23 protein-coding genes are annotated in these 24,135 nt (G+C 35.9%); 3 read left to right on the top strand and 20 right to left on the bottom strand.

Annotated features, from left to right (window positions below; all coding sequences use genetic code 11):
• Window positions 1–86: 86 nt before the first annotated feature.
• Window positions 87–461, bottom strand: a complete 375-nt coding sequence (locus E0I26_RS06775) for a hypothetical protein (protein WP_235831730.1) — start codon at window positions 459–461, stop codon at window positions 87–89.
• A 141-nt stretch (window positions 462–602) separates the two neighbouring features.
• Between E0I26_RS06775 and E0I26_RS06770 the strand changes: the two genes are divergently transcribed.
• From E0I26_RS06770 to E0I26_RS06760, 3 genes are all read left to right on the top strand, one after another.
• On the top strand, window positions 603–1,196 hold the full coding sequence (locus tag E0I26_RS06770) for a Crp/Fnr family transcriptional regulator (protein WP_131915733.1): 594 nt from the start codon (window positions 603–605) through the stop codon (window positions 1,194–1,196).
• A gap of 1 nt (window position 1,197) precedes the next feature.
• Window positions 1,198–2,430 (top strand): hypothetical protein, encoded by a 1,233-nt coding sequence (locus E0I26_RS06765; protein WP_131915732.1) that lies wholly within the window; start codon window positions 1,198–1,200, stop codon window positions 2,428–2,430.
• Between the two features lie 66 nt (window positions 2,431–2,496).
• A complete protein-coding gene (locus tag E0I26_RS06760; protein ID WP_131915731.1) occupies window positions 2,497–3,051 on the top strand; it encodes a fasciclin domain-containing protein in 555 nt (184 codons plus the stop codon).
• A 74-nt stretch (window positions 3,052–3,125) separates the two neighbouring features.
• On the opposite strand, the gene E0I26_RS06755 is transcribed toward E0I26_RS06760, so the two are convergent.
• From E0I26_RS06755 to E0I26_RS06665, 19 genes are all read right to left on the bottom strand, one after another.
• Window positions 3,126–3,497 carry a group III truncated hemoglobin gene (locus E0I26_RS06755; RefSeq protein WP_131915730.1) on the bottom strand — a complete coding sequence of 124 codons (372 nt, stop codon included), beginning with the start codon at window positions 3,495–3,497 and terminating at the stop codon, window positions 3,126–3,128.
• A 9-nt stretch (window positions 3,498–3,506) separates the two neighbouring features.
• Window positions 3,507–3,800 (bottom strand): cupin domain-containing protein, encoded by a 294-nt coding sequence (locus E0I26_RS06750; RefSeq protein ID WP_131915729.1) that lies wholly within the window; start codon window positions 3,798–3,800, stop codon window positions 3,507–3,509.
• Window positions 3,800–4,567 carry an ABC transporter permease subunit gene (locus tag E0I26_RS06745; protein ID WP_131915728.1) on the bottom strand — a complete coding sequence of 256 codons (768 nt, stop codon included), beginning with the start codon at window positions 4,565–4,567 and terminating at the stop codon, window positions 3,800–3,802. The genes E0I26_RS06750 and E0I26_RS06745 overlap by 1 nt, the downstream gene beginning before the upstream one ends.
• A complete protein-coding gene (locus tag E0I26_RS06740; protein ID WP_131915727.1) occupies window positions 4,560–5,273 on the bottom strand; it encodes an ABC transporter ATP-binding protein in 714 nt (237 codons plus the stop codon). The genes E0I26_RS06745 and E0I26_RS06740 overlap by 8 nt, the downstream gene beginning before the upstream one ends.
• Window positions 5,270–6,499, bottom strand: a complete 1,230-nt coding sequence (locus E0I26_RS06735; RefSeq protein ID WP_131915726.1) for a nitrous oxide reductase family maturation protein NosD — start codon at window positions 6,497–6,499, stop codon at window positions 5,270–5,272. The genes E0I26_RS06740 and E0I26_RS06735 overlap by 4 nt, the downstream gene beginning before the upstream one ends.
• 36 nt (window positions 6,500–6,535) lie before the next feature.
• Entirely contained in the window at window positions 6,536–7,555 is a 1,020-nt protein-coding gene (locus E0I26_RS06730; RefSeq protein ID WP_131915725.1) for a nitrous oxide reductase accessory protein NosL, read from the bottom strand.
• Window positions 7,556–7,616: 61 nt separating this feature from the next.
• Complete coding sequence (gene nosZ, locus E0I26_RS06725; RefSeq protein ID WP_131915724.1) at window positions 7,617–9,596, bottom strand: Sec-dependent nitrous-oxide reductase; 1,980 nt, start codon at window positions 9,594–9,596, stop codon at window positions 7,617–7,619.
• 73 nt (window positions 9,597–9,669) lie between these two features.
• Window positions 9,670–10,167, bottom strand: coding sequence for a c-type cytochrome (locus E0I26_RS06720; RefSeq protein WP_131915723.1), 498 nt, complete (start codon window positions 10,165–10,167; stop codon window positions 9,670–9,672).
• A 388-nt stretch (window positions 10,168–10,555) separates the two neighbouring features.
• Complete coding sequence (locus E0I26_RS06715) at window positions 10,556–12,190, bottom strand: beta-N-acetylhexosaminidase (protein ID WP_131915722.1); 1,635 nt, start codon at window positions 12,188–12,190, stop codon at window positions 10,556–10,558.
• A gap of 32 nt (window positions 12,191–12,222) precedes the next feature.
• Window positions 12,223–13,545, bottom strand: coding sequence for an alpha-L-fucosidase (locus tag E0I26_RS06710; RefSeq protein WP_235831729.1), 1,323 nt, complete (start codon window positions 13,543–13,545; stop codon window positions 12,223–12,225).
• 232 nt (window positions 13,546–13,777) lie between these two features.
• Complete coding sequence (locus E0I26_RS06705; RefSeq protein WP_131915720.1) at window positions 13,778–16,129, bottom strand: beta-galactosidase; 2,352 nt, start codon at window positions 16,127–16,129, stop codon at window positions 13,778–13,780.
• A 12-nt stretch (window positions 16,130–16,141) separates the two neighbouring features.
• Complete coding sequence (locus tag E0I26_RS06700; RefSeq protein ID WP_131915719.1) at window positions 16,142–17,047, bottom strand: metallophosphoesterase family protein; 906 nt, start codon at window positions 17,045–17,047, stop codon at window positions 16,142–16,144.
• 292 nt (window positions 17,048–17,339) lie between these two features.
• Window positions 17,340–18,800, bottom strand: a complete 1,461-nt coding sequence (locus E0I26_RS06695; RefSeq protein ID WP_131915718.1) for an alpha-L-fucosidase — start codon at window positions 18,798–18,800, stop codon at window positions 17,340–17,342.
• A gap of 77 nt (window positions 18,801–18,877) precedes the next feature.
• Entirely contained in the window at window positions 18,878–19,933 is a 1,056-nt protein-coding gene (locus E0I26_RS06690) for an alpha-L-fucosidase (protein ID WP_131915717.1), read from the bottom strand.
• 18 nt (window positions 19,934–19,951) lie between these two features.
• A complete protein-coding gene (locus E0I26_RS06685; RefSeq protein WP_131915716.1) occupies window positions 19,952–20,731 on the bottom strand; it encodes an SDR family oxidoreductase in 780 nt (259 codons plus the stop codon).
• Between the two features lie 10 nt (window positions 20,732–20,741).
• On the bottom strand, window positions 20,742–21,569 hold the full coding sequence (locus E0I26_RS06680) for an amidohydrolase family protein (RefSeq protein WP_131915715.1): 828 nt from the start codon (window positions 21,567–21,569) through the stop codon (window positions 20,742–20,744).
• Window positions 21,560–21,904 carry an L-rhamnose mutarotase gene (locus E0I26_RS06675; protein ID WP_205728778.1) on the bottom strand — a complete coding sequence of 115 codons (345 nt, stop codon included), beginning with the start codon at window positions 21,902–21,904 and terminating at the stop codon, window positions 21,560–21,562. The genes E0I26_RS06680 and E0I26_RS06675 overlap by 10 nt, the downstream gene beginning before the upstream one ends.
• Before the next feature lie 3 nt (window positions 21,905–21,907).
• Entirely contained in the window at window positions 21,908–22,762 is an 855-nt protein-coding gene (locus E0I26_RS06670) for a fumarylacetoacetate hydrolase family protein (protein WP_131915714.1), read from the bottom strand.
• A gap of 12 nt (window positions 22,763–22,774) precedes the next feature.
• The gene (locus E0I26_RS06665; protein WP_131915713.1) at window positions 22,775–24,106 is read right to left on the bottom strand and encodes an alpha-L-fucosidase; all 1,332 of its coding nucleotides are present in this window, start codon (window positions 24,104–24,106) and stop codon (window positions 22,775–22,777) included.
• Between the last annotated feature and the right edge of the window lie 29 nt (window positions 24,107–24,135).

The raw sequence follows: 24,135 nt of genomic DNA, 5'->3' as shown, positions 1-24,135 counted from the left end.
AAGATTTTATCTTTCAAACATTTGAAACCATAAGGTCTCCTCCGCTTGAAAAAATCAAACGAAAACGTACACTTTCGTGTAAAACTTTAAGAAATAACTGTGGGCGGATGAAAAACAGCGCAACTAATCCTGTGAGAATATAAATTAGAATAGTTACTATTTACTTTTTCAGTCTTCTGAAAATAAACTGGTAAAACGTTAAACGGATTAATTTCTTGAAAAAATAAAACTTCTACTTCTTGTGAAGTTATTTTTTTATTGGGAGAAATTGGGCTGTCGTTCTCGGAAGCTTTTGCCAATTCTTTCATTAAATGGCATTTTCCGTTGCATTGCAATTTGGGCTTGTCTTTATTAATGCAAAGCACTTTTGAAATATAATCATATCTAACTGCATATTCTAAAACCGGAAATATTGGTTTTAGAAGTATGAGTAACGCTATTATGAGTATTCCTTTTTTCACAAAACAAAGATATAACTACATTAACTAGAATTTGTATGACTTTTATCATATTTTCATTACTTTTATAGTAATTACTTTGTACTTAATTAGTTGTCATGTCATTCGCAAAAAAAACGTTACTAATTCCAAATCAGTTATTTTATGCAGATCGATTTAGATTTACTTTTCTCTTGGGGCGCGGTAGCCAAAAAATACAAAAAAAATGAAGTCATTTTTGATGAGGATGAAGTAGCCCATTTTTATTACCAAATCATTGATGGAAGCGTGAGAATGTTTAATTCAAATGATGAAGGAAAAGAGTTTACGCAAGGTCTTTTTTGTAACGGAAATAGTTTTGGAGAACCACCATTGTTTATTGATCAGCCCTATCCGTCAAAAGCGATTACCATCCAGGATAGTACAATTATAAAGTTATCAAAAGACAAATTCTTGAAAATCCTTGACGAATATCCGTCCATTCAAAAATCTTTTATGATTTTACTGGCCAACAAAATTCATTCTAAATCAAACACTTCAAAAGAGATCATAAACCAGAAACCCGAGTTTAGAATTGTCGCTTTTTTGAATACCCACAAGAAAAAATCGGAATGCTGTACCGAGAAAGTATTAATTCCTTACACGCGTCAGGAAATTGCTAATTTCACCGGTTTGAGAGTAGAAACAGTCATTCGTGTTTTATGCAAGATGAATACTTGTGAGAAACTAGAGATTGTGAATCATAAAATATATTATTAAAATGAAATTAAATGTGACGTTTTGGCTTAAATTATCCTTGTTAAATCTATGTTTTGTTGCTACACTAGGTGTTTTAATGCGCTATAAAATAGGTTTTGAATTTCCTTATTTAGACCAAAAACACCTTCAACATTCCCATTCCCATTTTGCTTTTTCTGGTTGGATCAGTCATACTCTGATGACTTTAATGATCTATTATCTTCAAAACAAAACAGCTGATTTTCAAGTAAACAAATACCGGAAAATAATTATTGCCAACTTGATTATTTCATATGTAATGCTGGTCTCTTTTATTATTGAAGGCTACGGACTGTTTTCTATAACAGCCTCTACAGCTTCTATTCTAATTTCTTATATTTTTGGCTATTATTACATTAAAGATTTAAGAAAAATTGATCGCGATTTATTATCCATAAACTGGTTTAAAGCAGCTATTGTATTTAATATTATCTCCTCATTCGGCACATTTTACTTGGCTTATATGATGGCGAGTAAGAATATTGTTCAAGATTACTATTTGTCTTCTATCTATTATTTTCTTCATTTTCAATACAACGGCTGGTTTTTCTTTGCCTGCATGGGGTTGCTTTTTGGATTTTTAAACCTAAAAAAGACCGATAATTCCTTTTATGAAACGGCATTCAAACTGTTTGCGTTTTCCTGTATTCCTGCTTATTTTTTATCCACGTTGTGGCTGGATTTGCCCGTTTGGCTTTATGTAATTACTGTAATTGCGGCAATAGTTCAGGTTTTTACCTGGTTTAAACTTCTTTTTATTTTAATACAATCCAGAAAAGAATTTTTGAAAAACTTATCGCCATTATTGCGTTATATTTTATTATTTGTAAATCTTGCTTTAAGTATCAAATTAGTACTTCAATTGGGATCAACCATTCCTGTCTTGAGTGATTTGGCTTTCGGTTTCAGGCCAATTGTAATTGCCTATCTGCATCTAGTTTTACTGGCAGTAATCACCTTATTTTTACTATTCTACATCTATGCTAACCATTTGATTTTTATTAGTAAAAGAATAAAAATTGGATTGCTCTTATTCACTTTTGGCGTTTTATTAAATGAAATTGTACTGGCTGTTCAAGGAGTTGCATCGTTTAGTTACACGATGATCCCTTATGTAAATGAACTTCTTTTTGCGGTAGCACTAATTTTGCTTTTCGGGATAGGATTTACGGCGTATTATTCCATAAAAAAAGTTAAAAACAACCCTCCTTTATGATTATACTCATAGAATAAAACGCTTATAATTAAGTACTTTGACAAACAAAACCTAAGTATTCTTATTATGAAAAAATCTATTCAAGTATTATTAGTCGTTAGTTTCTTTACCGCTTTTAGCTGTAAACAAAATAGCGAAGCTCCCTCTGAAAAAACTACAGAAAACACTTCAACTGAAAGTGTTGGGCAATCTGCAGTAAAAGATGAATCGTCGAGTCCAAACATCGTTCAAACTGCTTCCGGAAGCAAAGATCACACAACTCTTGTAACGGCAGTAAAAGCAGCCGGATTAGTAGATGTTTTAAGCAATGCAGGTCCATTTACCGTTTTTGCGCCAACAAATGCTGCCTTTGACAAACTCCCTGCCGGGACGGTTGAAGGATTATTAAAACCAGCGAAAAAAGAGGATTTGAAAAATATATTAGAATACCACACTTATGTAGGTGCGCTAAAAACAGAATACATGCAAGACGGTCAAGAGTTTGAACAAGTGAATGGCGGTAAAGTAAAAATCACAAAAAAAGGAGATAAAGTTTATGTAAATGGCTCCGAAATTGTCGCTTCAATCCCAACAGCAAATGGGATTATCCATGTAATAAATGATGTATTGCTTCCAAAATAATTATTAATTCGTATTCCTAAATTGAAAAAAGCGCAGACTAATTTAGTTTACGCTTTTTTTGTGTGAGCTCTTTTTTAACCTAATGTTTTATACATCATGGCCATTGCAATATTCGCCGCTCTCTGTTTAATTTCCTCTGCTTTTTCTCCGATAAATAATTCATCAACCGTTTCGTTAAACAAGGCATTCCAATGCTGAAAATGAGCTTCGGTCATTGTACTTTTTTGATGTAATTCCTTGTGTTTAGCCATAGGATTTCCGACAAAATCACCCGTAGAAAATATAATATTTTCCCAGAAATCATACATTCTGGGCAAATGTTTTTCCCAATTCACTTTAGCAACATCATTAAAAAAATAACCAATTTTAGAATCGACTTTTATTTTATCATAAAAGGCATTTATGAGTTTCTCAATGTCGGATCTGTTCTTTATATCTGTTTTCATTTGGAGATTTTATCCTTTAAACAATAAACACAAACTGTCTTCGATAGCTTCAACGGAATGAAGAACTGCTACCGGAATATTTTTTTCATCGTATAAAAAGAGCTCTTCTTGTTGACTTTGCTCTTTATAGATTACATTTCCTTTTATCACTAATAATTTGGCGGGAACATCAGTCTTATGCTCTTTGAGTATCATTCCTTTTTTGAAAGCGATAACCATCACTTTACCGCAAGTGGTGTTCTGTACTACTTGTGCCACCGGATTTACTGCATTTTCTAACTTCTGGAAAATTTCTTTAAACATTATAAATCTTTATTTTTAAATTTTATTAATGAAATGAAAAATGGGACAACTACCCATAAACATAATAGTAGAAATGAAATTAACAATCCCAATGAAGTACCAAAAAAATCCTTGAAAATTGCTCCTGTATATCCCATCATCGCTGATGCGTCAAGCTGCAATAGAATTTGAATTCGGGCTAAATCAATCGGGCTTAAAGCCGTAACGGCAACCATTGCTTTTTCTATTGGATAATCTGAAAATTGGAACAATAAAAACAATACAATTCCATCAAAAAGCAAAGCAAAATACAACCAGCTCATTATCGCAATTCCGATTCCCTTTGATTTATCTCTTGTAAGAATAGAACTCAAGAAGGCCAAAGCCACAAAAACCAAAGAAATCAAACATCCTACAACCAGCATCATTATCCCAACGGAATCGGGCGCATAAACCAATAGCGGTATTCCGGCACCAATAAAAAAGGCCAAAACCATTGACAAAGACAATCCCAGGAATAAACTCAACCATATCTTTTTTCGTTTGATGGGCTGGCTCAACAAAAGTTCTATAAACTCGGAACTGTTGTATAAATAGATGGTCGCAAAAAGAATGGAAACTAACGGAACAGTAAATAAAATTATATTCAAAATGGTAAGCAATCCTTTGGCAGAATTGTCTTCTAAACCAAATGAACTCCAGGAAAGTATGCCTAAAATTATAGTGTAAGCCAGTACAATTTTGTTTTTTAAAATGTCTAAAAATATAATTCTTATAATTCTATTCATTGCTTTGGCTTTTTAGAATTTTTGCAATTGCTTTCGATATTTTTTGTTCATTAGTCGATTCCAATAAATCAGCAATCGTTTTATGAAAATGCACTTTCCCGTCTTGCATGAAAATAATCTGGGTAATCATATCGTCTAATTCGCTTAGGAGATGGGACGTAATCAGAATGAGTTTGCCCTTTTCTTTCTCTTTTATAATTTTATCTTTCAATATTTCGGAAGCCAAAGGATCTAAACCTGCTGTTGGTTCGTCTAAAATCAACACCTCGGGATTAAATAAAAAAGCCAGTGTAGCACTCACTTTTTGGGTCGTTCCTCCGGAAAGTGTCCGCATTTGCTTGTCAAATATTTTTTCGAGATCAAAAGCCTTCAATAAATCCTCATCCAAAGTCTGGTTAGAATTTCGAATTTTTTTAATCATTTCGATAATTTGACCAACAGTCATATAATCCGGATAACGCCCAATTTGGGGCATATACCCTATTTGTTCCCGATACAGATACTCTTTTAGAATAGACTTTTGGTTAAATAAAACATCGCCTTTAGTAGGGATTACCATTCCTAAAATACTTTTTATCAAAGTCGTTTTTCCACAACCGTTAGGTCCAATTAGCGCAATGCATTCTCCTTTTTTGAAAGTAAGATTGACATCGCTTAAAACTTCTAATTTTCCGAATTTTTTGTTTAATTTTTTTATTTCAATCATAAAGGTAAAGAATGCATTAAAGGCGAATTATCAACGAAATTATCGGGTGTGATACTAGGCAAAATCCTTTCTGATTTATCTAGAAGTGTGATCATGAAACTCCGAAAAAGCAACATGGCCGAAGGATTTCTTTCGGTAAGTACGGCAAATAAGCTCAAGGGATGAAACGGGACATCTCCCACTCCATTTTTGTCTAAATCATAACCTTCATATTTATCCCAATAATTATTGTTGAATGTATTGAGGACCAAACTTCCATTGGTACTTATATCAAAAGTATTCCCCAAAAAATTATTGTTTTTTATTATATTATCGGAGCAGCTTGCCAGGATTTTCATTCCCCAACCATTGGCTTCAAAAACATTTTTTTCAACTTGAATTCGGTTGGTTCCTTCCATGTGAATTCCTGACGTATTTTTGCTGAATTTGTTTCCAATAATATAGCTGTCCGAGATTTCTTTAAGGAATAATCCATAGGCAGCATCTCCCCAGTTTTCTTCAAAAAAATTATTGAACATCTTCACGTTTTTGGTAAACATTACGGCAACACCGGCTCCATTATTCTTAAAGATATTGGAAATATAAGCATCATCATTGGAAAACATAAAATGTAGTCCATAGCGAACATTTCTGGTCGAAATATTTCTCCAGATTACTGAGTTGGTTACAAATTCAAAATAAATCCCATCCCGATGCCCCGAAATAGTGTTCCCAATAATTTGCAGGCTGTCGCTTTTCCAGCAATGGATTCCGTTTCCTATACTTTGTTCTTCTTTTCCATAAGCAGTAAGTCTATTGTTTTTGATGATACAGTGGCTTCCATTTTGAATGTAAATTCCAAAGAAATTATCATCCAGAACATTGTTTTGGATCACAACATAATTCCTGTTGTACACTTTTATTCCGCAAGGATCTTCGAGTGTAGCATAACCTGATTTTATAACTTTAAAACCACTGACAACTACGCTGTCAGCTTTTATGGAAAGTACTTCATACTTTTTTTGACCGTCTAAAACAGGTACGTTTTTACCCAGAAAGACAATTCTTTTATTGATGATTATATTTCCTTCTTTATACAATCCTTTATGAACCATTACCGTATCACCAGCTTTGGCTAAAGCGATGGCTTTTTTAATTGATTTTATAGGCTTGTTGGGTCCCACCTCAATCACATTAGCATGAAGTAAAGAAGAGAATAATAAACATATATAGAGTACTATTTTCATTATTTATTGTCGAAAATTGTATTAATAATAATGCTTTTATTGTTTCAAAATAGCATCCCAGGTAATGAGTTTGGCGTTTAATTTAGTGCCGAATTCCTTAGCGTCTTTTTCTGATGAAAAAGCAATAATTCCTCCTCTCATTGGACTCTGAATTGCACTTCCTGAAATGAAATGAGCCGTTGAAGCGGGAATTAAAACATTATCCTGAGTAAAATCATGAACGTAATACGAACTGATTTTTGTGCTTGAATTTTCTTTACAATAATTCGTCATGCACATAATATCGTCAAATTTATAAGTTCTTCCTTTTTCGGTCAGAACTTCTGCTCCATATTTGCCGTCAGCAATGCTCATTTTACAAAAATCACAATTGTCTACATTTAATTTTATGGGAACTGCTTTGGTATTATTCGAACAGGACAAAAAGGACAAAGACAAAAAGAGTAACAGAACTGTTGCAGTTTTAGGTTTTTTAAATTTTTGCAAAAGATTGGATTCTTTAATAACAATAATAAACAGTAAAAATCCTGAAGCAATCAACAGCCATCCGCCAATATCAGGGATAGAATACGCGCCAAAATTAAGTAGCTGCTTGTATCCTATTAATGGTGGTTGATAAGACATCCCGGGCACTTGTATCGCCGCATTTGGATCTAAATTATGTCCATATTCATAATTCCATCTGTAAAAATCGACAGCTGCTAAAACTCCAAAAAGCACAAGTGAAATGAATAAAACATAAAGTGTTTTTTTCTTTGCAATAATTGCTGTTGCCAAAGCAAAAAGTGCAAAAAATATAAATATATAGGGTAATACTGTAAACTCAACAAAATCTTCTTTATGTAGGGTTTTCATTCCTATGTAATGATTTAATCCATTGATAATATCAACATCCCCGGCAATTTTATTGGCATGCAATTTAAGTACTAATCCTTCCGGATATTGTGGTGCAGATAACTCAATTCGCCACATTGGAACAAAAATAGAAGACACCAATAGCACCATCACTAACAAAAGTACGCCTTTTGAAAGTGTTGAAATTTTTGAATTGTTCATGATTGTTGATTTAAAAAAGGGAACAAAATAATAGTGTTCCCTTTTTATTTAAGATTTATAATTACTTGGTGGCGGGTAGATTTGTTCCCAAACTAAAAGTTAATGGAACGCTGCTTCCAGCCGGAGATACTCTGACATATCCTTGCATTTCCTGGTGCAATGCACTACAGAAATCAGTACAATAGAATGGGAAAATTCCAACTTTTTTAGGGATCCATTTTAAAGTGGCAGTTTCTCCTGGCATGATTAAAAGTTCTGCATTATCAGCCCCTTTTATGGCAAATCCATGAGGAACATCCCAATCTTGTTCTAAATTAGTAACATGGAAATAGACTTCGTCACCCAATTTTATTCCTTCAATATTATCAGAGGCAAAGTGAGAACGGATTGAAGTCATGTATACATCTATTCTATTCCCTTGTCTAACTACTTTTGCTTCTTTCTCTCCCTTGGCAACATAAGGGTGATTGTTTTCTTCAATTTTATAAAATTTCAACTGACCATTGTTTCTGATTAAATCAGCTGGAGCAGATTGAGCATAATGTGGTTCTCCAATAGTTGGATAATCCAACAAAAGTTTCATTTTATCACCACTAATATCAAATAACTGCGCACTTTGAGCTAATTCCGGTCCAGTTGGCAGGTATCTGTCTTTGGTGATTTTATTATAAATTACCATGTATTTACCAAACGGTTTTCTACTGTCTCCACCTGGAATAGAAAGGTGTCCAGGAGAATAATAGGTCGGTGCACGGTCTAAAACCTTCAATGTTTTAATATCCCATTTCACCACTTCTGAAGAAACGAAAAAAGTAGTATAAGCATTTCCTCTACCATCAAATTCAGTGTGCAATGGACCTAAACCTGGTTTTTTAACTTCACCATGTAAAGCGGCTTCATATTTAATGACTGGAATTCCTTCATAATTACCATCAAATTGTTTCGCGGCAATCGCTTTTTGCATTTTATCAAAACTAAATACAGGAATTAAAGCGGCTAATTTTCCACTACCTACAATATATTCACCTGTAGGATCAACATCACAACCATGAGGCGATTTTGGACATGGAATCATGTAACAAATATCTTTCAACTCTTTTGAATCAAGCACCAAAACTGAAGTTCTAATTTCTGATTTTGCGGTATGCGTTTTTTCATCCCAAGTATTGTGAGCATATTTTACAGCTACTTTTTTACCTTTACCCGCTTTAATATATTCTTCGGCTTTTTTCCAGTTTACTGCCATGATAAAATCTTTGTCTTTTTGCGAAGCATTCACTTCAAGCAAAGTATTGGCTTGTTCCGTATTATAGCAAGAGAAGAAAAACCAGCCATGAGATTTACCTTTTCCAGCGTGACTTAAATCAAAGTTTACACCAGGAGCTTCTATTTGGAAAGCAATATCCATTTGACCTTCTTTTCCAACTTTTACAAAGCTTAAATAGCCTTTAAAATTTTTCTTATACGTATTAATAGGAACATCCCCATTAGCATTGTCTGGCGGAACACTAAAGCGGGTTCCTGCTACTACATATTCCGTGTTTTCGGTAATAAATGGAGAGGAGTGATTTCCTGCACTGTTTGGCAACTCTATAATCTCTACCGTTTTGAACGTTTTTAAATCAACACGCGCAATTCTGGGCGTATTATTGGCATTGGCAAAAATCCAGCGACCATCCACTTCTCCTTTGGTTTGAGACAATTCTAAATGATGTTGATCGTCCCAAGGCACAAATCCATTTGAAGTATTCAGCATGGGCTTTGTTTCCTCACTGTACCCATAACCACTTTGGGGATCTACGGAAAAGATAGGAACAACCCTTAAAAGTCGTGCGCTAGGCAAACCATACACACTCATTTGTCCGCTAAAACCTCCTGAAACAAAATTATAAAACTCGTCATATTTACCTGGAGCAACGTATACTTTTTGCGCAGCATCACCACTTACGGCGTCACTGGAATCTTTTGGCTTACAAGAACTAAAGAAAGCGCTTACCAATACAAAAGCAAAGATTGCTTTTGAAAATTTATTTTTACTCATAATTTCTATTGTTGTTTGTATTCGCAAATCATTGATTTCATCCTACTTTATAAATTAAATTATTGATCAGAGACTACTTTACACCATCATTTTTACGCATATACTCTAACAAACTTCTTGCATCGGCATCAGATAATGCTTGATTTGGCATACGAACCAAACAAATTTCTAACTGCGCTTGAAGTTTTGGATCTTTATCAATCATAGGGTCAGGATTAGTAATAAAATTCATAATCCATTCTGGTTTGTTTCGAGTGGTAACCCCTTTCCAGCCTGGACCAACTAGTTTTTCATCTGTCATTTTGTGACAAGAAGAACATTTAACCGATTGGATTTTTTCCCCTTCGGCGGCCATAGCCACATCCAGTTTTGCTCCTAAATCTACTGAAGTGTGCTTTCCAATTCCCCTGTTTGGATCATAAGTGGAAGCATCTGGAGCCGCTTCAGCCGCCGCAGGCATTCCTTCTTCAGATGAAGTGATTGTTGAAGAATCCTCTTCGGATTTGGTTTTTTTATCGCCACATGAAGTTAGCATTACTAATGCAACTACAAAAAAAGATAATTTGTACATAAGAATTGGTTTTAAAATTTCTTTAACAAATTTCCAATTATATTAACGTATCGGTTATGACTTCAATCATACTTAAATATCTTTTTTTTCTGTTTTTAAAAATAAAAAAGCAAACGATACCCTTTTTTTAACAGCTAAACCTTAGTCAACTATAACTTAAAAACAATAGAAATGAAAAAATTAATTATTACAGCATTATTGGTTGTTGGAATAACAAGCTTTGCTCAAGACAAAAAAGAAACGAGAAAAAGAAATGATAGAGCTGAGATGGAAAAATAATTTCAAGCCTTAAAACCAGAACCGTAAATAACATTATGATATAAAAAATGCCCTCTCAATAAAAATTGGAGAGCATTTTAATTAGGCGATAGTCAAATTGAAAAGAATATTATTTTCCTTTGAAATAATTAGCTCCCCACATATCATATCTTTTTTTCATCGTTTCAATTTTGGTCTGAAAAACAGTCCAGTTTTTCTTTTCCTTTGGTGACCATAATACTTCACTAAGTGCACTCAAACGCGGAAATATCATATATTCTACTTTTGCTGGATTAGCCATATACTCTGTCCATACATTTCCTTGGGCACCCATTACATATTTAGCCTGTTGCTCATTCAATTCTTTAGGAATCGGCTCATAGCTGTAAATTTTTTCCAAATTAGTAAACCCACCAATAGTTACTTCTTTTTCATTTTTAGTCTGGGTATGATCTAAATAAACGTGACTCCCCGGAGTCATAATTACCTGATGGTTTTCTTTGGCTGCCGCGATTCCGCCTGCCTCACCTCTCCAGCTCATAACAATAGCGTTTGGCGCCAGACCACCTTCTAATATTTCGTCCCAACCTATTAAGGTTCTCCCATTTTTATTAATGTATTTTTCCATGCGTTGAATAAAATAACTTTGAAGTTCGTGTTCGTCTTTCAAGCCTTTCTCTTTTATTAACTGCTGACAGAATTCACTTCTTTTCCAAGCATCTTTAGGAGATTCGTCTCCTCCAACATGGATATATTTTGATGGAAATAAAGCCATTACCTCATCAAGAACATCTTCAAGAAATTTGAAAGTATATTCGGTTGGAGCATAAACATCTGTAAAAACTCCCCATGTTTCCTGAACCAGTTTTATTCTACCGCTTGCTAATTCCTGTTTACTTTTTTCAGAAATCATATTAGCCGGTATATCGGTTTTTTCGTTTGGAAAACAACTTAACAAAGGATAGGCTGCAATTGCCGCACTACTATGACCCGGCATTTCAATTTCCGGAATTACCGTAATGAATCGGTCTGAAGCATATTTAACAATGTCTTTTACTTGTTCTTGGGTATAAAAACCTTCCTCTGGGGTATTGTCGTTTCCTTTGCCTGGGTATCTGCCAACAATAGTTCCGTTTCTTTTAGAACCTATTTCAGTAAGTCTAGGATATTTTTTTATTTCAATTCTCCAACCTTGATCTTCGGTTAGATGCCAATGAAAATAATTCATTTTGTGCAAGGCTAGGTAATCGATATATTTTTTAACGAATGAAACCGGAAAAAAATGACGGCTTACATCCAACATTGAACCTCTGTAAGCAAAACGTGGTCCGTCTTTTACCGTTACTGAAGCAATCTTTAGACTCTTGCTTTTCCCTACAGGTAGCAATTGAATAAGTGTTTGCATACCATAAAATGTTCCTTGATTTGAATTTCCTTCAATCAACACACCCTCTTTGTCTGATTTTAAAGTATAACCTTCTCCTTTAAGCCCATCAATATTTTTAAGGCTTACAAGTTTAATACTGTTTTTAGAGGCTTTTTGAACTACTGGTAATTCAAATCCATAATACTCCAATAAATATTTATTTAAAAAAGCAGCTGTAGGTTTGTCCTCTTTGTTGGCAACCACCAAACTGGTTTTCGGGTTAATAATAAAATTGCCGGTATTTGTAATGACTTCTGCTGGCTGAGGAATGATTTTTACTTCCTGAGCAAATGAGAATGTGGTACATAAAAGAAATGAAAAGAAAAATGACTTTACCATATTTACGTTTTTTATTGATTAATTATTCTTTGTTAATTTATTAAGAAGCCACCATGACCTCTGTATAATTTGATTGGCGTGTCTAATGTTACTTTGATACAAGTCACATACTTATCGATAGCATTTTCCGGCAAATCGATGTAAACCAATCCAGGAACAGCACTCCAAGAAATTTTACCCACTACTTTATGAGTCAACTTCTTATTTGAACCCAAAACAGTAATATCCTGAATTTTGTTATCTAACCCTTTCAACATTACTTGTCCAGAAGTTTTTCCGTGCACAAATAAGTATAGTGTTTTTGAATCTTTCGACAGTGTCGTTGGTCCGTAGAAATGCCCTTGTGGAATTCCTGGAATGGTTCCGAAAATACCTTCTCCGTTTCTTCTGTTCCAATCGCCTAATTCTTTCAATGTAGAAACAACCGTTTCCGGATAAGTTCCATCAGGTTTTGGTCCAATGTCCAATAATAAATTTCCTCCGTTTGAAACCGCATCCACAAATATAGTTATTATTTCATAAGGTGTCTTCCAGTTGGTGTCGCTCACACGGTAACCCCAGTTTTCATTCATGGTCATACACAATTCCCACCATTTGGATGCAGGACGCACCACGGGGAAATTTTGTTCTGGAGTATCGTAATCGCCATACCCCTGCAAACGACCGTTGATAATCGTATTTGGGTTTCTGTCTAACATCATTTTACGTGTTTTTTCGGCCTGCCATTCATCGGCACTGTGCTCCCAGTCACCATCAAACCACCACAAATCGGGATTGTACCAGTCAGATATTTCTTTGATTTGTCCCTGAAAGAATTTCTGGAAACGTTCCCAACGAGCCGGTTCTTTTTTGATATCATAACGCTTTTTATTCTTCAAAAAATCAGGATAATCATTGTGTGTCCAGTCAATTAATGAGAAATAGGCTCCGCATTTCACATCTCTTTTACGCAATTCTTCAAATAAAGGTTTTATCATGTCTTTTTTGGCAGGACATGTTTTTATCGAACTCAGTTTCCCCAATTTGGTATCATACATCGCTACACCATCGTGGTGTTTGGTTGTGATTACCGCATATCTGGCCCCACAGTCTTTGATCATTTCTGCCCAAGCAGCAGGATCGTAATTGCTTAAAGTGAAACTTTTTTGCTGTTTCATATAATCTTCAACCGAAATGTTTCCGTTATGAAAACTCCAAGATTCCGAAACATCGGCCACCGAATAAATTCCGGCATGGATGAAGATTCCTAGCTTAGCATCTTCAAACCATTGCATTTTTTCTTTAATGGTTGTAGGATCAATTTTGGATTGCGCATTCCCGCAAAATACTGCTCCGCTAAAGAGAGCTAACAACATTACTTTTTTTATCATTTTAACAACATAAAATATTAATGAAAACCACAACAATTTACTAAAAAAGATGATTTCATTTCCTACTTAAATACAGCAGTCATCCTCTCAGTCTTTTTATTAAATTCATATACTTTTAGAAATCGAAAGATATAATGTCTGCTGTTTAAATATTAATTCAATATTATCTTTGTTTAATCATTAATTGTCTTTCAAAAGAAAAAACTCCTAATATACTTTATAAACCAATGAAATTGCTTTTGCTTATATATACTTTAAAATCTTTGATTCTTCCGTTGGGACCATCCTGACGAGGTAGATATTTCAAACCACTGACATTCATTTCTGACCCCAAATCAATTACAATCTGATGTGGGTGTTTGGGGGATTTTCCTTGCCATTCCGTATGCCAGATAGAAGTACTTTGAAGATCAAAAACATTATCAGCTTTACCGTCATCCCCATCCATTTCTTCACTGTCGGCATAAACGACTTTCCATTTGTTTCGGGGAATCTCTTTTCCATTTTCATCCAATAGGTACAATTCGGCAATGGTGGTATAAGGATCATTATCCTTTTGGGGACTCAAGGCTTCTAAACAGAAGTATCTGCCTTTACTCCTATTGAATTTCACTGTTTGCCATTCAATCCCTCCATTAAAAATCCCTTGGTGTATTGGCGTAATGCCTGCCAATTGAATTGTCTGGCCTTCCTTGCGGTGTTTCTCATTTTTTGTCTTTTGAGCTAGTTCATCCAGTTTAGGTATTTCCAAACCAGCCAAGTTATTTTTTGCAGGACCTATGTAGTCCAGAATAATAATTTCGTTGCTGCCTTTTTTCAGCCAAGGAGCAGGAACATACATCGTTTGTGTTGGACCAATATTCCAGAATCTTCCCAGACAATGTCCGTTGATCCAAACCAACCCTTTTCCCCAAGTGCTCACATCAAGAAACGTATCACCCGTTTCACTAAGAGAGAAAGTTCCTTTGTGATAAGCAGGCATCGTAGATTTTCCTGATTTAAATTTCAAGTAGGCTGGAGCTCCCTCATTACTTAATGCAATAGGATAAACTTGCCAATTAGTTAACTCTTTGACATCGCCATTAGATCCGCTTAATAAAACTTTATCAGTTATACCTTTCCTGTCGTGCAATGCCCCGCCATAGTTTACCCTTCCCATGGCTTCCACTAAAATATCCAATACATCCCCTGCTTTTGTCGCCGGTAATTTGCAACTGTTTTCATTTTTTCTTCGATCAAGCGTGGCAATCTTTTTTCCGTTAATAAATACCAATGCGAAATCATGTACTTCCTGGATATTTAAAGTGGTGGCTGCTCCGCCTGACAATTTTGTGCGATAAAGAATACTTCCATAACCTTGATCGTATTCTTCCATATTTCTTACCTTCTTATCATTAACAAACGCCGGAAGATTAGACAATAAAGGAGCGATTTCGGTAGTGGTAAATGCCGGAATTTTTATGATTGGATTTCTTGCAGGCACTGTCGCTAAAGTTTCCCCTTCCTGTAAATATTTCGAAAAAAGGGTACGCAAAGCATAAAATTTTTCTGTATCCCAACCTGCTTCGCTTATTGGTGCATCATAATCATAACTGGATGTCTGGGGCAGATAAGGTGGGCTGTTGGCGCCTGTCCATTGTCCGAATGTCGTTCCTCCATGAGCCATATAAATACTAAAAGAAGCTTTGTGATCTAACATATACGCAATTTCCTTTACCACATTAGCAGTAGAACCGGTATGATGTTTTGTCCCCCATGAATCAAACCAACCCGGATAATATTCGCCACACATTAAAGGTCCTTTAGGTCGAATATTACGTAATGCCTTAAAACCAGACTCAGGATTACCTCCAAAATTGACTACACTAAAGATATCCTCACGCACATCGTTTTTTAATTGTGATGGGCCATCACAGGTAAAAAGTGGAACTTTAAAACCTGCTTTAACCAAGTAATCCCGGATCTTACCAATATATTCTTTGTCATCTCCATAGGAACCATATTCATTTTCCACTTGGGTCATAATAATGGGACCACCATTGGTAACTTGTAATGGCGCTAATATTTTCCCAACCTGATTTAAGTAGATTCGGCAACGTTCTAAATAATAAGGGTCCTGCGTACGCAATTTAATATCTTTCTTTTTAAGCAACCACCAAGGAAAACCACCAAAATCCCATTCAGCACAAGCATAGGGTCCTGGGCGCAGGATTACAAACAGACCTTCTTTTTGGGCAAGCTTACAAAACTCAGCGGCATCTGCCATTCCGGACCAATTAAACTGTCCCGGCTGTGGTTCATGCATATTCCAGAACAAATACGCACAAACTGTATTCAAGCCCATTGCTTTGGCCATCTTCAAGCGGTGTACCCAATATTCTTTGGGAATGCGGGCAAAATGCATTTCTCCGCAGCGAATCACATAGGGTTTTCCATTTAACAGAAAATCATTTTCCCCTATTTTAAAATCTGTTGACGTAACAAGAGTCCGTCCATTGGCAGGCAAGTCTTGAGATATTGCCTTGCCGACAATAAAAAGCAAGGATAAAAGTGCAATTGTTTTTTTCATTATTTTTTTTATTTAAAAAGAATGCGGAAAATATTGATTGTCAACAGAACCATCATCAAACAAATCAATAATGGCATAACCTGGAGGCGTTTGTTTATAATACGTCTTCCCTGCTGAGTCTTTGTCACCCGCTTCCCACCAGAAACCACTTAACGCACCGTTACAGTAATAATGTACGTCATTGTAAACAGCGTTGTCCAATAAATGAATGTGTCCGCTAAAGCAACTAATCTTTTTGTCCTTATGTATATAAAAAAGATCGCTTATATATTTTGAATCCGTGTGATTTCCTCCATCAACATGAGTACATGCGGCAAGGATAGGATAATGGCTTAAACAAATAACCGGTGTACCGATAGGAATAGCTTGCAAATCCTTTTCCAACCATAGTCGTTGTTCATCGTCCAACGAGCCTCCGTTATTATTACTGTCCAATATTACAAAATGCCAATCTTTTTTGTCAAAACTGTAATACCGATTGGGAATTCCCAATTGCTTCACCACATAGTCTTTTCCATACATTGGATCCTTTTTATCCGGTGCTGCCCACCACATATCATGATTTCCAAGGCAACTGTGAATCTCAAAGTCGTTAATCCCTTTGGTAGTTTCATCCCACACCTTCCATAGTTCATTCACTCTCTCACGGGTAATATTACCGTAGTCCGCTGCAAATATTGTATCTCCTCCATTCAGGAAGAAATCGACTTTATGCTTTTTTATCTCTTCTAAACATTTTACAAACCGATCGGGAGCATTTTCTTCCGGTCGGATATGCACATCGGTGATATGCGCGATGCGTAATACTCTTTTACGTTTATCCTTTTGTTCTGCAGCAGAAATAATTGATGTTGTTCCGCTCAATGCGACTGTACCAACAGTCATTCCAATATATTTTAATAAATCTCTTCTTTTCATATGTAGATACTATTTGTTTTTTATCGAAATATGGAATTGATGACATTCTATATTGCTTTTTTGGGAGTAATTGAACGTTGTTTCGCATCAATTGATTAAATTCCCGTTCAAAAATAGATTCCGAAAATAGAATATATTTTTCAAATCACATAACGGTACCTACCAGTTTGTAAAGTATTATGCTAAACTTATTGTAACATCCCAAACTGATAAAAAAAACACTTTAGCTTATTTCTAATATTAAAACAAAATTATTAAAAAAAGCGTTTGGTATTATTCATCATATTGGTTGTTAATTTGAAACTTTAATTACCCACACATGGTCTGTAACCGATTTAAGAGAAGCCGGAACATTTACCTCGACGGCATCTCCTTTTTGTTTCCATGAAAGGTTTGATTTACTCCCCAATAGCTGCAACTTTGTGTTTTTAGAAAACGGGATTTTCGTTAATAGCTGCTTCTCTTTCGGAAAATCAAACAGAAAAATATATTTTGTATCACCATCCTTGGTTTGGGTATAGCGGATTTTTTCCCCTTCGCCAAACACATTGAACATGCGGCTGCCGTAAATGGCTTCTCTATTTGTTTTGATCCAAGTTCCAATCTCTTTCAAACGCTGGTAAGCCACAGGATCGAGTTCACCATCTGGCCCCGGACCTATATTTAGCAAATAATTTCCTCCTTTGCTTACAATGTCAACCAATTTTTCAATAAGTTCATTGGCGGGTTTGTAAACATCATTAGGCACATAACTCCAGCTATTGCCCATAGTCATACAGGTTTCCCAAGGGTAAGGCAAACCTGCTTCAGGTATGTGCTGTTCAGGGGTAAGATAATTTTGTTGTTCTCCCGGAACAGCCCGGTCAACTACGATCAACTTGGGTTGCTTTGCTCTCACTTCTTTTACCAATCTCGGCATGTCTATGTCTTGATTCTGCGGGTTGCGTGCCCATCTGGAGCCTTCGGAAACATCTGCCAAATATTTCTTTACTTCATCGTCGCTTGTTTTTCTGACCCAGCCTCCGTCTAGCCAAAGGATATCCAATTTCCCATAATCACTTGCCAACTCATTAATCTGATTGTGGGTAAAATCAACGAATTTCTTCCATTGCTCGGGATGTTTTTGAATCGAATAATTTGCATTGCGGTCACTTGGTGGGAATTGTTTCCACCAATAGGTATCAGTATGCCAGTCGGGTTTGGAGAAATAAGCTCCTATCCAGAAATTCTCTTTTCTGAAAGCTGAAAAAATTTCTTTGGTAACATTACTTCTTGGATTGGTTGAAAACGGCGAACCCTTATCGGTAATCTTATAATCGGTATATTTACTGTCGAACATACAAAATCCGTCGTGGTGTTTGGTGGTAAACACCATGTATTTCATCCCGGCATCCTTGGCTGCGGTCGCCCATTTTTCGGGATTAAATTTTACAGGGTTGAATGTGTTTTTAAGATTTTCGTAGGCCTTTACATAATCTGTATAATTATCGGCCACCCCTTGTTTTCGGCCGCCACTAGCCCAACTTAAATCTTCAGGGCAAATGCTCCAACTTTCCACAATGCCCCACTGACTATAGGTTCCCCAATGCATCAGCAAACCAAATTTGAGATCCTTCCATTCCTCTAACCTTTCTCTAATGGCAGGATCCGGGTCCGGATAGTACTCTTTTTCCTGGGCTTGAAGATTGATTGTCATCAAAGAAAACAATAAAAACAGTACTGCTTTTTTAAGAATTTGGGGTATGTCTTTCATGGCTATTGTTTTTTTATTGACTTTTTAATTCAATTGCTTGAAACACAGTTTAGTATGTTTCATTTTTGTATTCAAATTTATTTTGGAAGTTTTTTATCCTCTATTTTCTTTTTAAGAGCCAGTAATAAGTCAATGTCCTTTTTTCTCATTTTACCTTCAGTATTGGGCGGACAATTAAGAATTAAAACATTGTCCTGCGCAGTGGCTTTTTTATACAAGTCATATAATTCATCTACTGATTTGTAAGTGGTGTCTGTTGTATTAAAAAACCAGTTTTTGCTCATACATACGGTAGATTCCCATGGTAAGTAATATTCTTTTCCACCATGTGTAAATATTTTAGGGTCATTTTCTTTGGGTAAATAGGGATCTCCTAATCTAAAATCACTTGGGAAATAACGAAAAGGGTAACCTTCTTTTTGATCTTTAGGCTCTACCAAATGGTAATCGGGATTTTCGGGCAAACCAATAGTCCAATTTATTCCTATTTGGCAATTTGGCTCCCTCGACTTTATTGTATTGTAAATATCTTGTGTTGGCCATCTGTAATTTGGTTTTTCCCATCCGCCATCAAACCAAAATTCCACAATATTTGTATGTTTTTTTGTTATCGTAATTAATTCATCCAATTGATTAATCATGTATTGATTATATTTAGCGTCTAAAGTGCTGTCTTTCGTATCGGCATTTTTATTTCTATCCCAAAGCGAATAATATAAACCCAATCCGATATTATATTTTTTACACGCTTTGGCTACTGCTTCCACCACATTGGTTTTGTTACCAGAATTTGCTACATCATATTCGGTATATTTACTATCCCATAAGCAAAAACCATCGTGGTGTTTTGTAATTAAAATTACATACTTCATCCCTGCATTTTTCGCAGTTTTTACCCATTGCTCAGCATCTATCATTGTTGGATTATAAGATGAGACCGCTATTGAACCATCTGTCCATTCCTGATTCACAAAAGTATTGATCCCAAAATGAATGAACATACCATACTTACGGGCAATCATTTTCTTTTGTGCTTCATTGGGAACCTTTGAAGGTGTGGGAACTATGCTATTTTTTTGGGCAAAAATTGTTATGGAACAAATTGTAAAGAAGATAAAAAATACTTTTTTCATTTTATAGATTTTCGAAGATTACAAAGCCCTGTCCAAATGCGTATACCCACCATCCACATGAATCAATTGTCCCGTGGTATGGCTGGATTTTTCGGATAAAAGAAAAGCAACCATATTGGCTATTTCCTCTGCAGTCGTCATTCTTTTTCCGAATGGAATCTTATCCGTGATTTCTTTTAATTTCTCTTCGGGATTGTCAAAAGTTTTAATCCAAGTTTCATACAAAGGCGTAAAACATTCGGCCACAATTACCGCATTTACGCGGATGCCGTATTGCAACAATTCCACCGCCCACTCCCGAGTTAAGGCATTGCGCCCGCCATTGGAAGCCGCATAGGCCGAGGTGTTTCCTTGACCCGTTTCGGCTGTTTTTGAACCGATGTTTACAATCGCTCCCTTTGATTTTTTCAATTCAGGCAAAGCATGATGCGCCATTAGATAATAATGCACCAAATTTTTATGTAGTGAAGCCATGAAAGATTCGTAATTGCCGTTTTCCAATCCAACACCGTCGTTTACCCCTGCATTATTAATAAGCCCATCGATGCGGCCGCATTCGGCCACGACTTGTTTTACGGCTCTTTCACAGTCTTGGGGATTTGTCAATTCGGCAACAACGGCCTTTGCTTTTCCTCCCGAAGCCTCAATTTCTTTCACAGCAGCCTTATTATCTTCTTCACTTCTTCCGATGATAAAAGGGATGGCTCCCTCTGAAGCCAACACTTTGCAGATTTCCAAACCTATTCCTTTGGCTCCGCCGGTTACGATAATTATTTTGTTATTTAAATCTAAGTTCATTTCCGTTTTTTTATAAATGATAAAATTCTATTGCATTTCCACCCCAGAGTTTATCTTGTTCCTCATTCGAAAATTTCGAAAAATAATGCTCAACAATATCCCATGATTCTCCATAAGATGCCGCCAGCAAACTCACTGGCCAATCACTGCCAAACATTAAACGATTGACGCCAAAAACTTCCGTAACCACATCTAAACAATACGTAAAATCGGCCTCTTTCCAATTGTTCCAGTCGGCTTCGGTCACTAGGCCCGAAACCTTACACATCACATTGGGGTACCTTGCAATCTCCCGCATTCCTTTTTCCCATTCTGTAAAATCCGTTTGCCTGAAATCTGGTTTTGCCAAATGGTCTATTACAAACTTTTGATTGGGAAATCTTTTCACAAACTCGACAGCAACTGGTAAATGCTTTGGAAAAATCAAAAGATCATATGTAAAATTATACTTCGCCAGTTTCGCTATTCCTTTGCAAAAATCCTCCTGTAACAAGAAATCCACTTCTGGTTCCCCCTGTACGATATGGCGAAAACCTTTTAATTTTTTAAATTGGAAAAAATGCTCCAACCTTGCTTCCAGATTAGCTGCCCTTAAATCAATCCAACCTACAACTCCCTTTATGAAATCATTTTCTTTTGCCAATAACAACAAAAAATGAGTTTCATATTCGCTTTGATCGGCTTGTACCGCGATACAGCCATCAATATTATTTTTCTCCAATAAAGGATATAAATCAGCCGGCAAAAAATCCCGCTGAATCACCTTCATGGCATCACTAATCCAAGCGTCTTTTACCGGATGGTATTTCCAAAAATGCTGGTGGCTGTCTATTCGCATTTCAATTCAAATATTTTTTCCATTAGCATCCATTTTTCTCCTGACTTTGCAAATGGTAGCGCTTGTTGAAACTTCCACATCAATTCTTCCCATTCCTGCACTTTAGGATTATTGGCATCCATTCCTGATTTTTTTTCAAAAGAAAAATCTTCATTGGCCTCGATAATCATTAACATACGATTCCCGACACAATAAATATCCAATACTTCAATTCCAGAATCTTTAATACTTTTGATAATCTCCGGCCAAACATTTTGATGATAGGCTTTGTACTCGGCCATCAACTGTGGATCTTCTTTTAAGTCTAAAGCCAAACAATATTTTTGTATTGACATAATTTATTTTTTATAAGCTACCGCAACTTGCTTGCTTGATCCTAATCCTTCCAATCCTAATTCAATCACATCACCCGCTTTAATATAAACTGGTTCGGGTTTAATTCCTAAACCAACTCCCGGAGGCGTACCTGTACTGATAATATCGCCTGGCAACAAAGTCATAAACTGACTCAGATAATGAACCAAAAAAGGTATTTTAAAAACCAGATTTAACGTATTGCTGCTTTGATAGGTTTTACCATTTACGGTCAACCACATTTTTAAATTATCTACATCCGCAATCTCATCTGTTGTAGCCATGAAGGGTCCTAATGGTGCAAATGTATCGCAACCTTTTCCTTTGGCCCATTGCCCGCCACGTTCCAGTTGATAGGCTCTTTCGCTGTAATCGTTATGCAAACAATAGCCCGCCACATAATCCATCGCATCGGCTTCCTCCACATAACTTGCTTTTTTCCCTATGACAAAAGCCAATTCTATTTCCCAATCTGTTTTTTCACTGTTTTTTGGAATTATTAAATCATCATTTGGTCCACACAAAGCAGTTGTCGATTTAAAAAAAATAATAGGCTCTTCCGGGATTGGCGCATTGGTTTCTAGACAATGATCCACATAATTTAAGCCAATGCAAATAATTTTTGAAGGTCTTGCCACCGGCGAACCCAAACGAACAGAAGCCTCAACTTCCGGCAATGATGGATTTCCGTCTAAGGCTGCCTTTAATTTTTCAAGTCCATTTTCTTCAAAAAATGCTTCGTTGTAATCTGTAACAATTGAAGAGACATCAAATCTTTTTTCTGCTATTATAACCCCTGGTTTTTCTTTTCCTGATTCTCCAAATCGTATTAGTTTCATTTTTCTTATTTTTTATTGTAATTTTATTTCTATAATCGTATCAATTGCATCTAATTGTAGCCCATCCAAATATACAAACACTCCTTCTGGTTGTTGTTTGAATTTCAATGTCTTTTTACTATTGAACAGGGTACACTTTACAACTTTGTTCTTTAATTCGGGAATAAAAATATAGGATGCCTGTTTAGGCGTTTTGATGATATGGGCATACCATATTTTATCTTTGGTTGTAACCACTCCCCATTCTTGCCCTTTCATAACAGCTCCTCTAGTTCCATAAATACTTTGACCGTTTATTTTCATCCAATCTCCCATTTCTTTTAAGGTATCAACAAATTCCGGTTGAATGGTTCCGTCAGGCATTGGACCTACATTCAACAAAAAATTAGCATTAAGGCTGGCCGCATTAACCATGTAATGTATTAAATCCTTGGTCGATTTGTATTTTTTATCTGTGATATTAAAGCCCCAAGAATCATTCATGGTTTCACAAGTTTCTAATGGCAACTGAGAAACGGATTGTCCACCGAAACCTGTTGAATTGCCTCCTGGTAAGTCTTTTTCGAATGCTTGAAAATCTTCTCCAGGCAAAGGCGTTAAATGATGGTTATTTGAAATCAAACATTGCGGTTGCAAAGAGTGAATGAGTTTATAAATTTCATCATAGTGCCAGTTTACCTTTGACTGCAACGCTTTATCATGGTCATTATCCAATTGATCCCAATGTCCGTCAAACCAAATTCCGTCAATTTTTCCATAATTGGTTAACAACTCGGTCAATTGTGCTTTCATGAAACGGATGTAACTTTCCCAATCGCTCTTCTGTGTTCTTCCTGTCCCTTTTCCGGTTTTTCCCGTTTCATATTGGTAATCGCTTCGATACCAATCCAACAACGAATAATAACAAAACAATTTAATGCCTTCCTTATGACATTCATCGGCCAATTGTTTCAAGGCATCCTTTCCGTAAGGCGTATTGGTAATTTTCCAATCGGATTGTTTAGTATCCCAATTGCTGAAACTGTCGTGATGACGGGTGATGAAAGTAATGTATTTCATGCCTCCGGCCTTTGCTGTCGCCACCCATTTCTTGGCATCAAAATTTTGTGGATTAAAGATATTTATCAGGCGTCCGTATTCTTTAACTCCGATATTTCGATTGTTCATGACCCATTCTCCATTCCCCAAGACGCTCGAAGCCCCCCAATGAATAAACATTCCCAGTTTCATATCCTGAAATTCTGCACGGGCCTCCAGATTTTCCTTTGTAGGTGTGTAGGTTTGTGCCTGTAAAGCCATTGTGACAGTACAGCTAAATAACAAACTCAATAATAATTTTCTCATTTTGGTCATAGTTTTTTGAAAGTTATATT

Source organism: Flavobacterium rhamnosiphilum (assembly GCF_004349195.1).
Lineage (GTDB): Bacteria > Bacteroidota > Bacteroidia > Flavobacteriales > Flavobacteriaceae > Flavobacterium > Flavobacterium rhamnosiphilum.
This window is presented reverse-complemented; position numbering and strand designations above follow the sequence as displayed.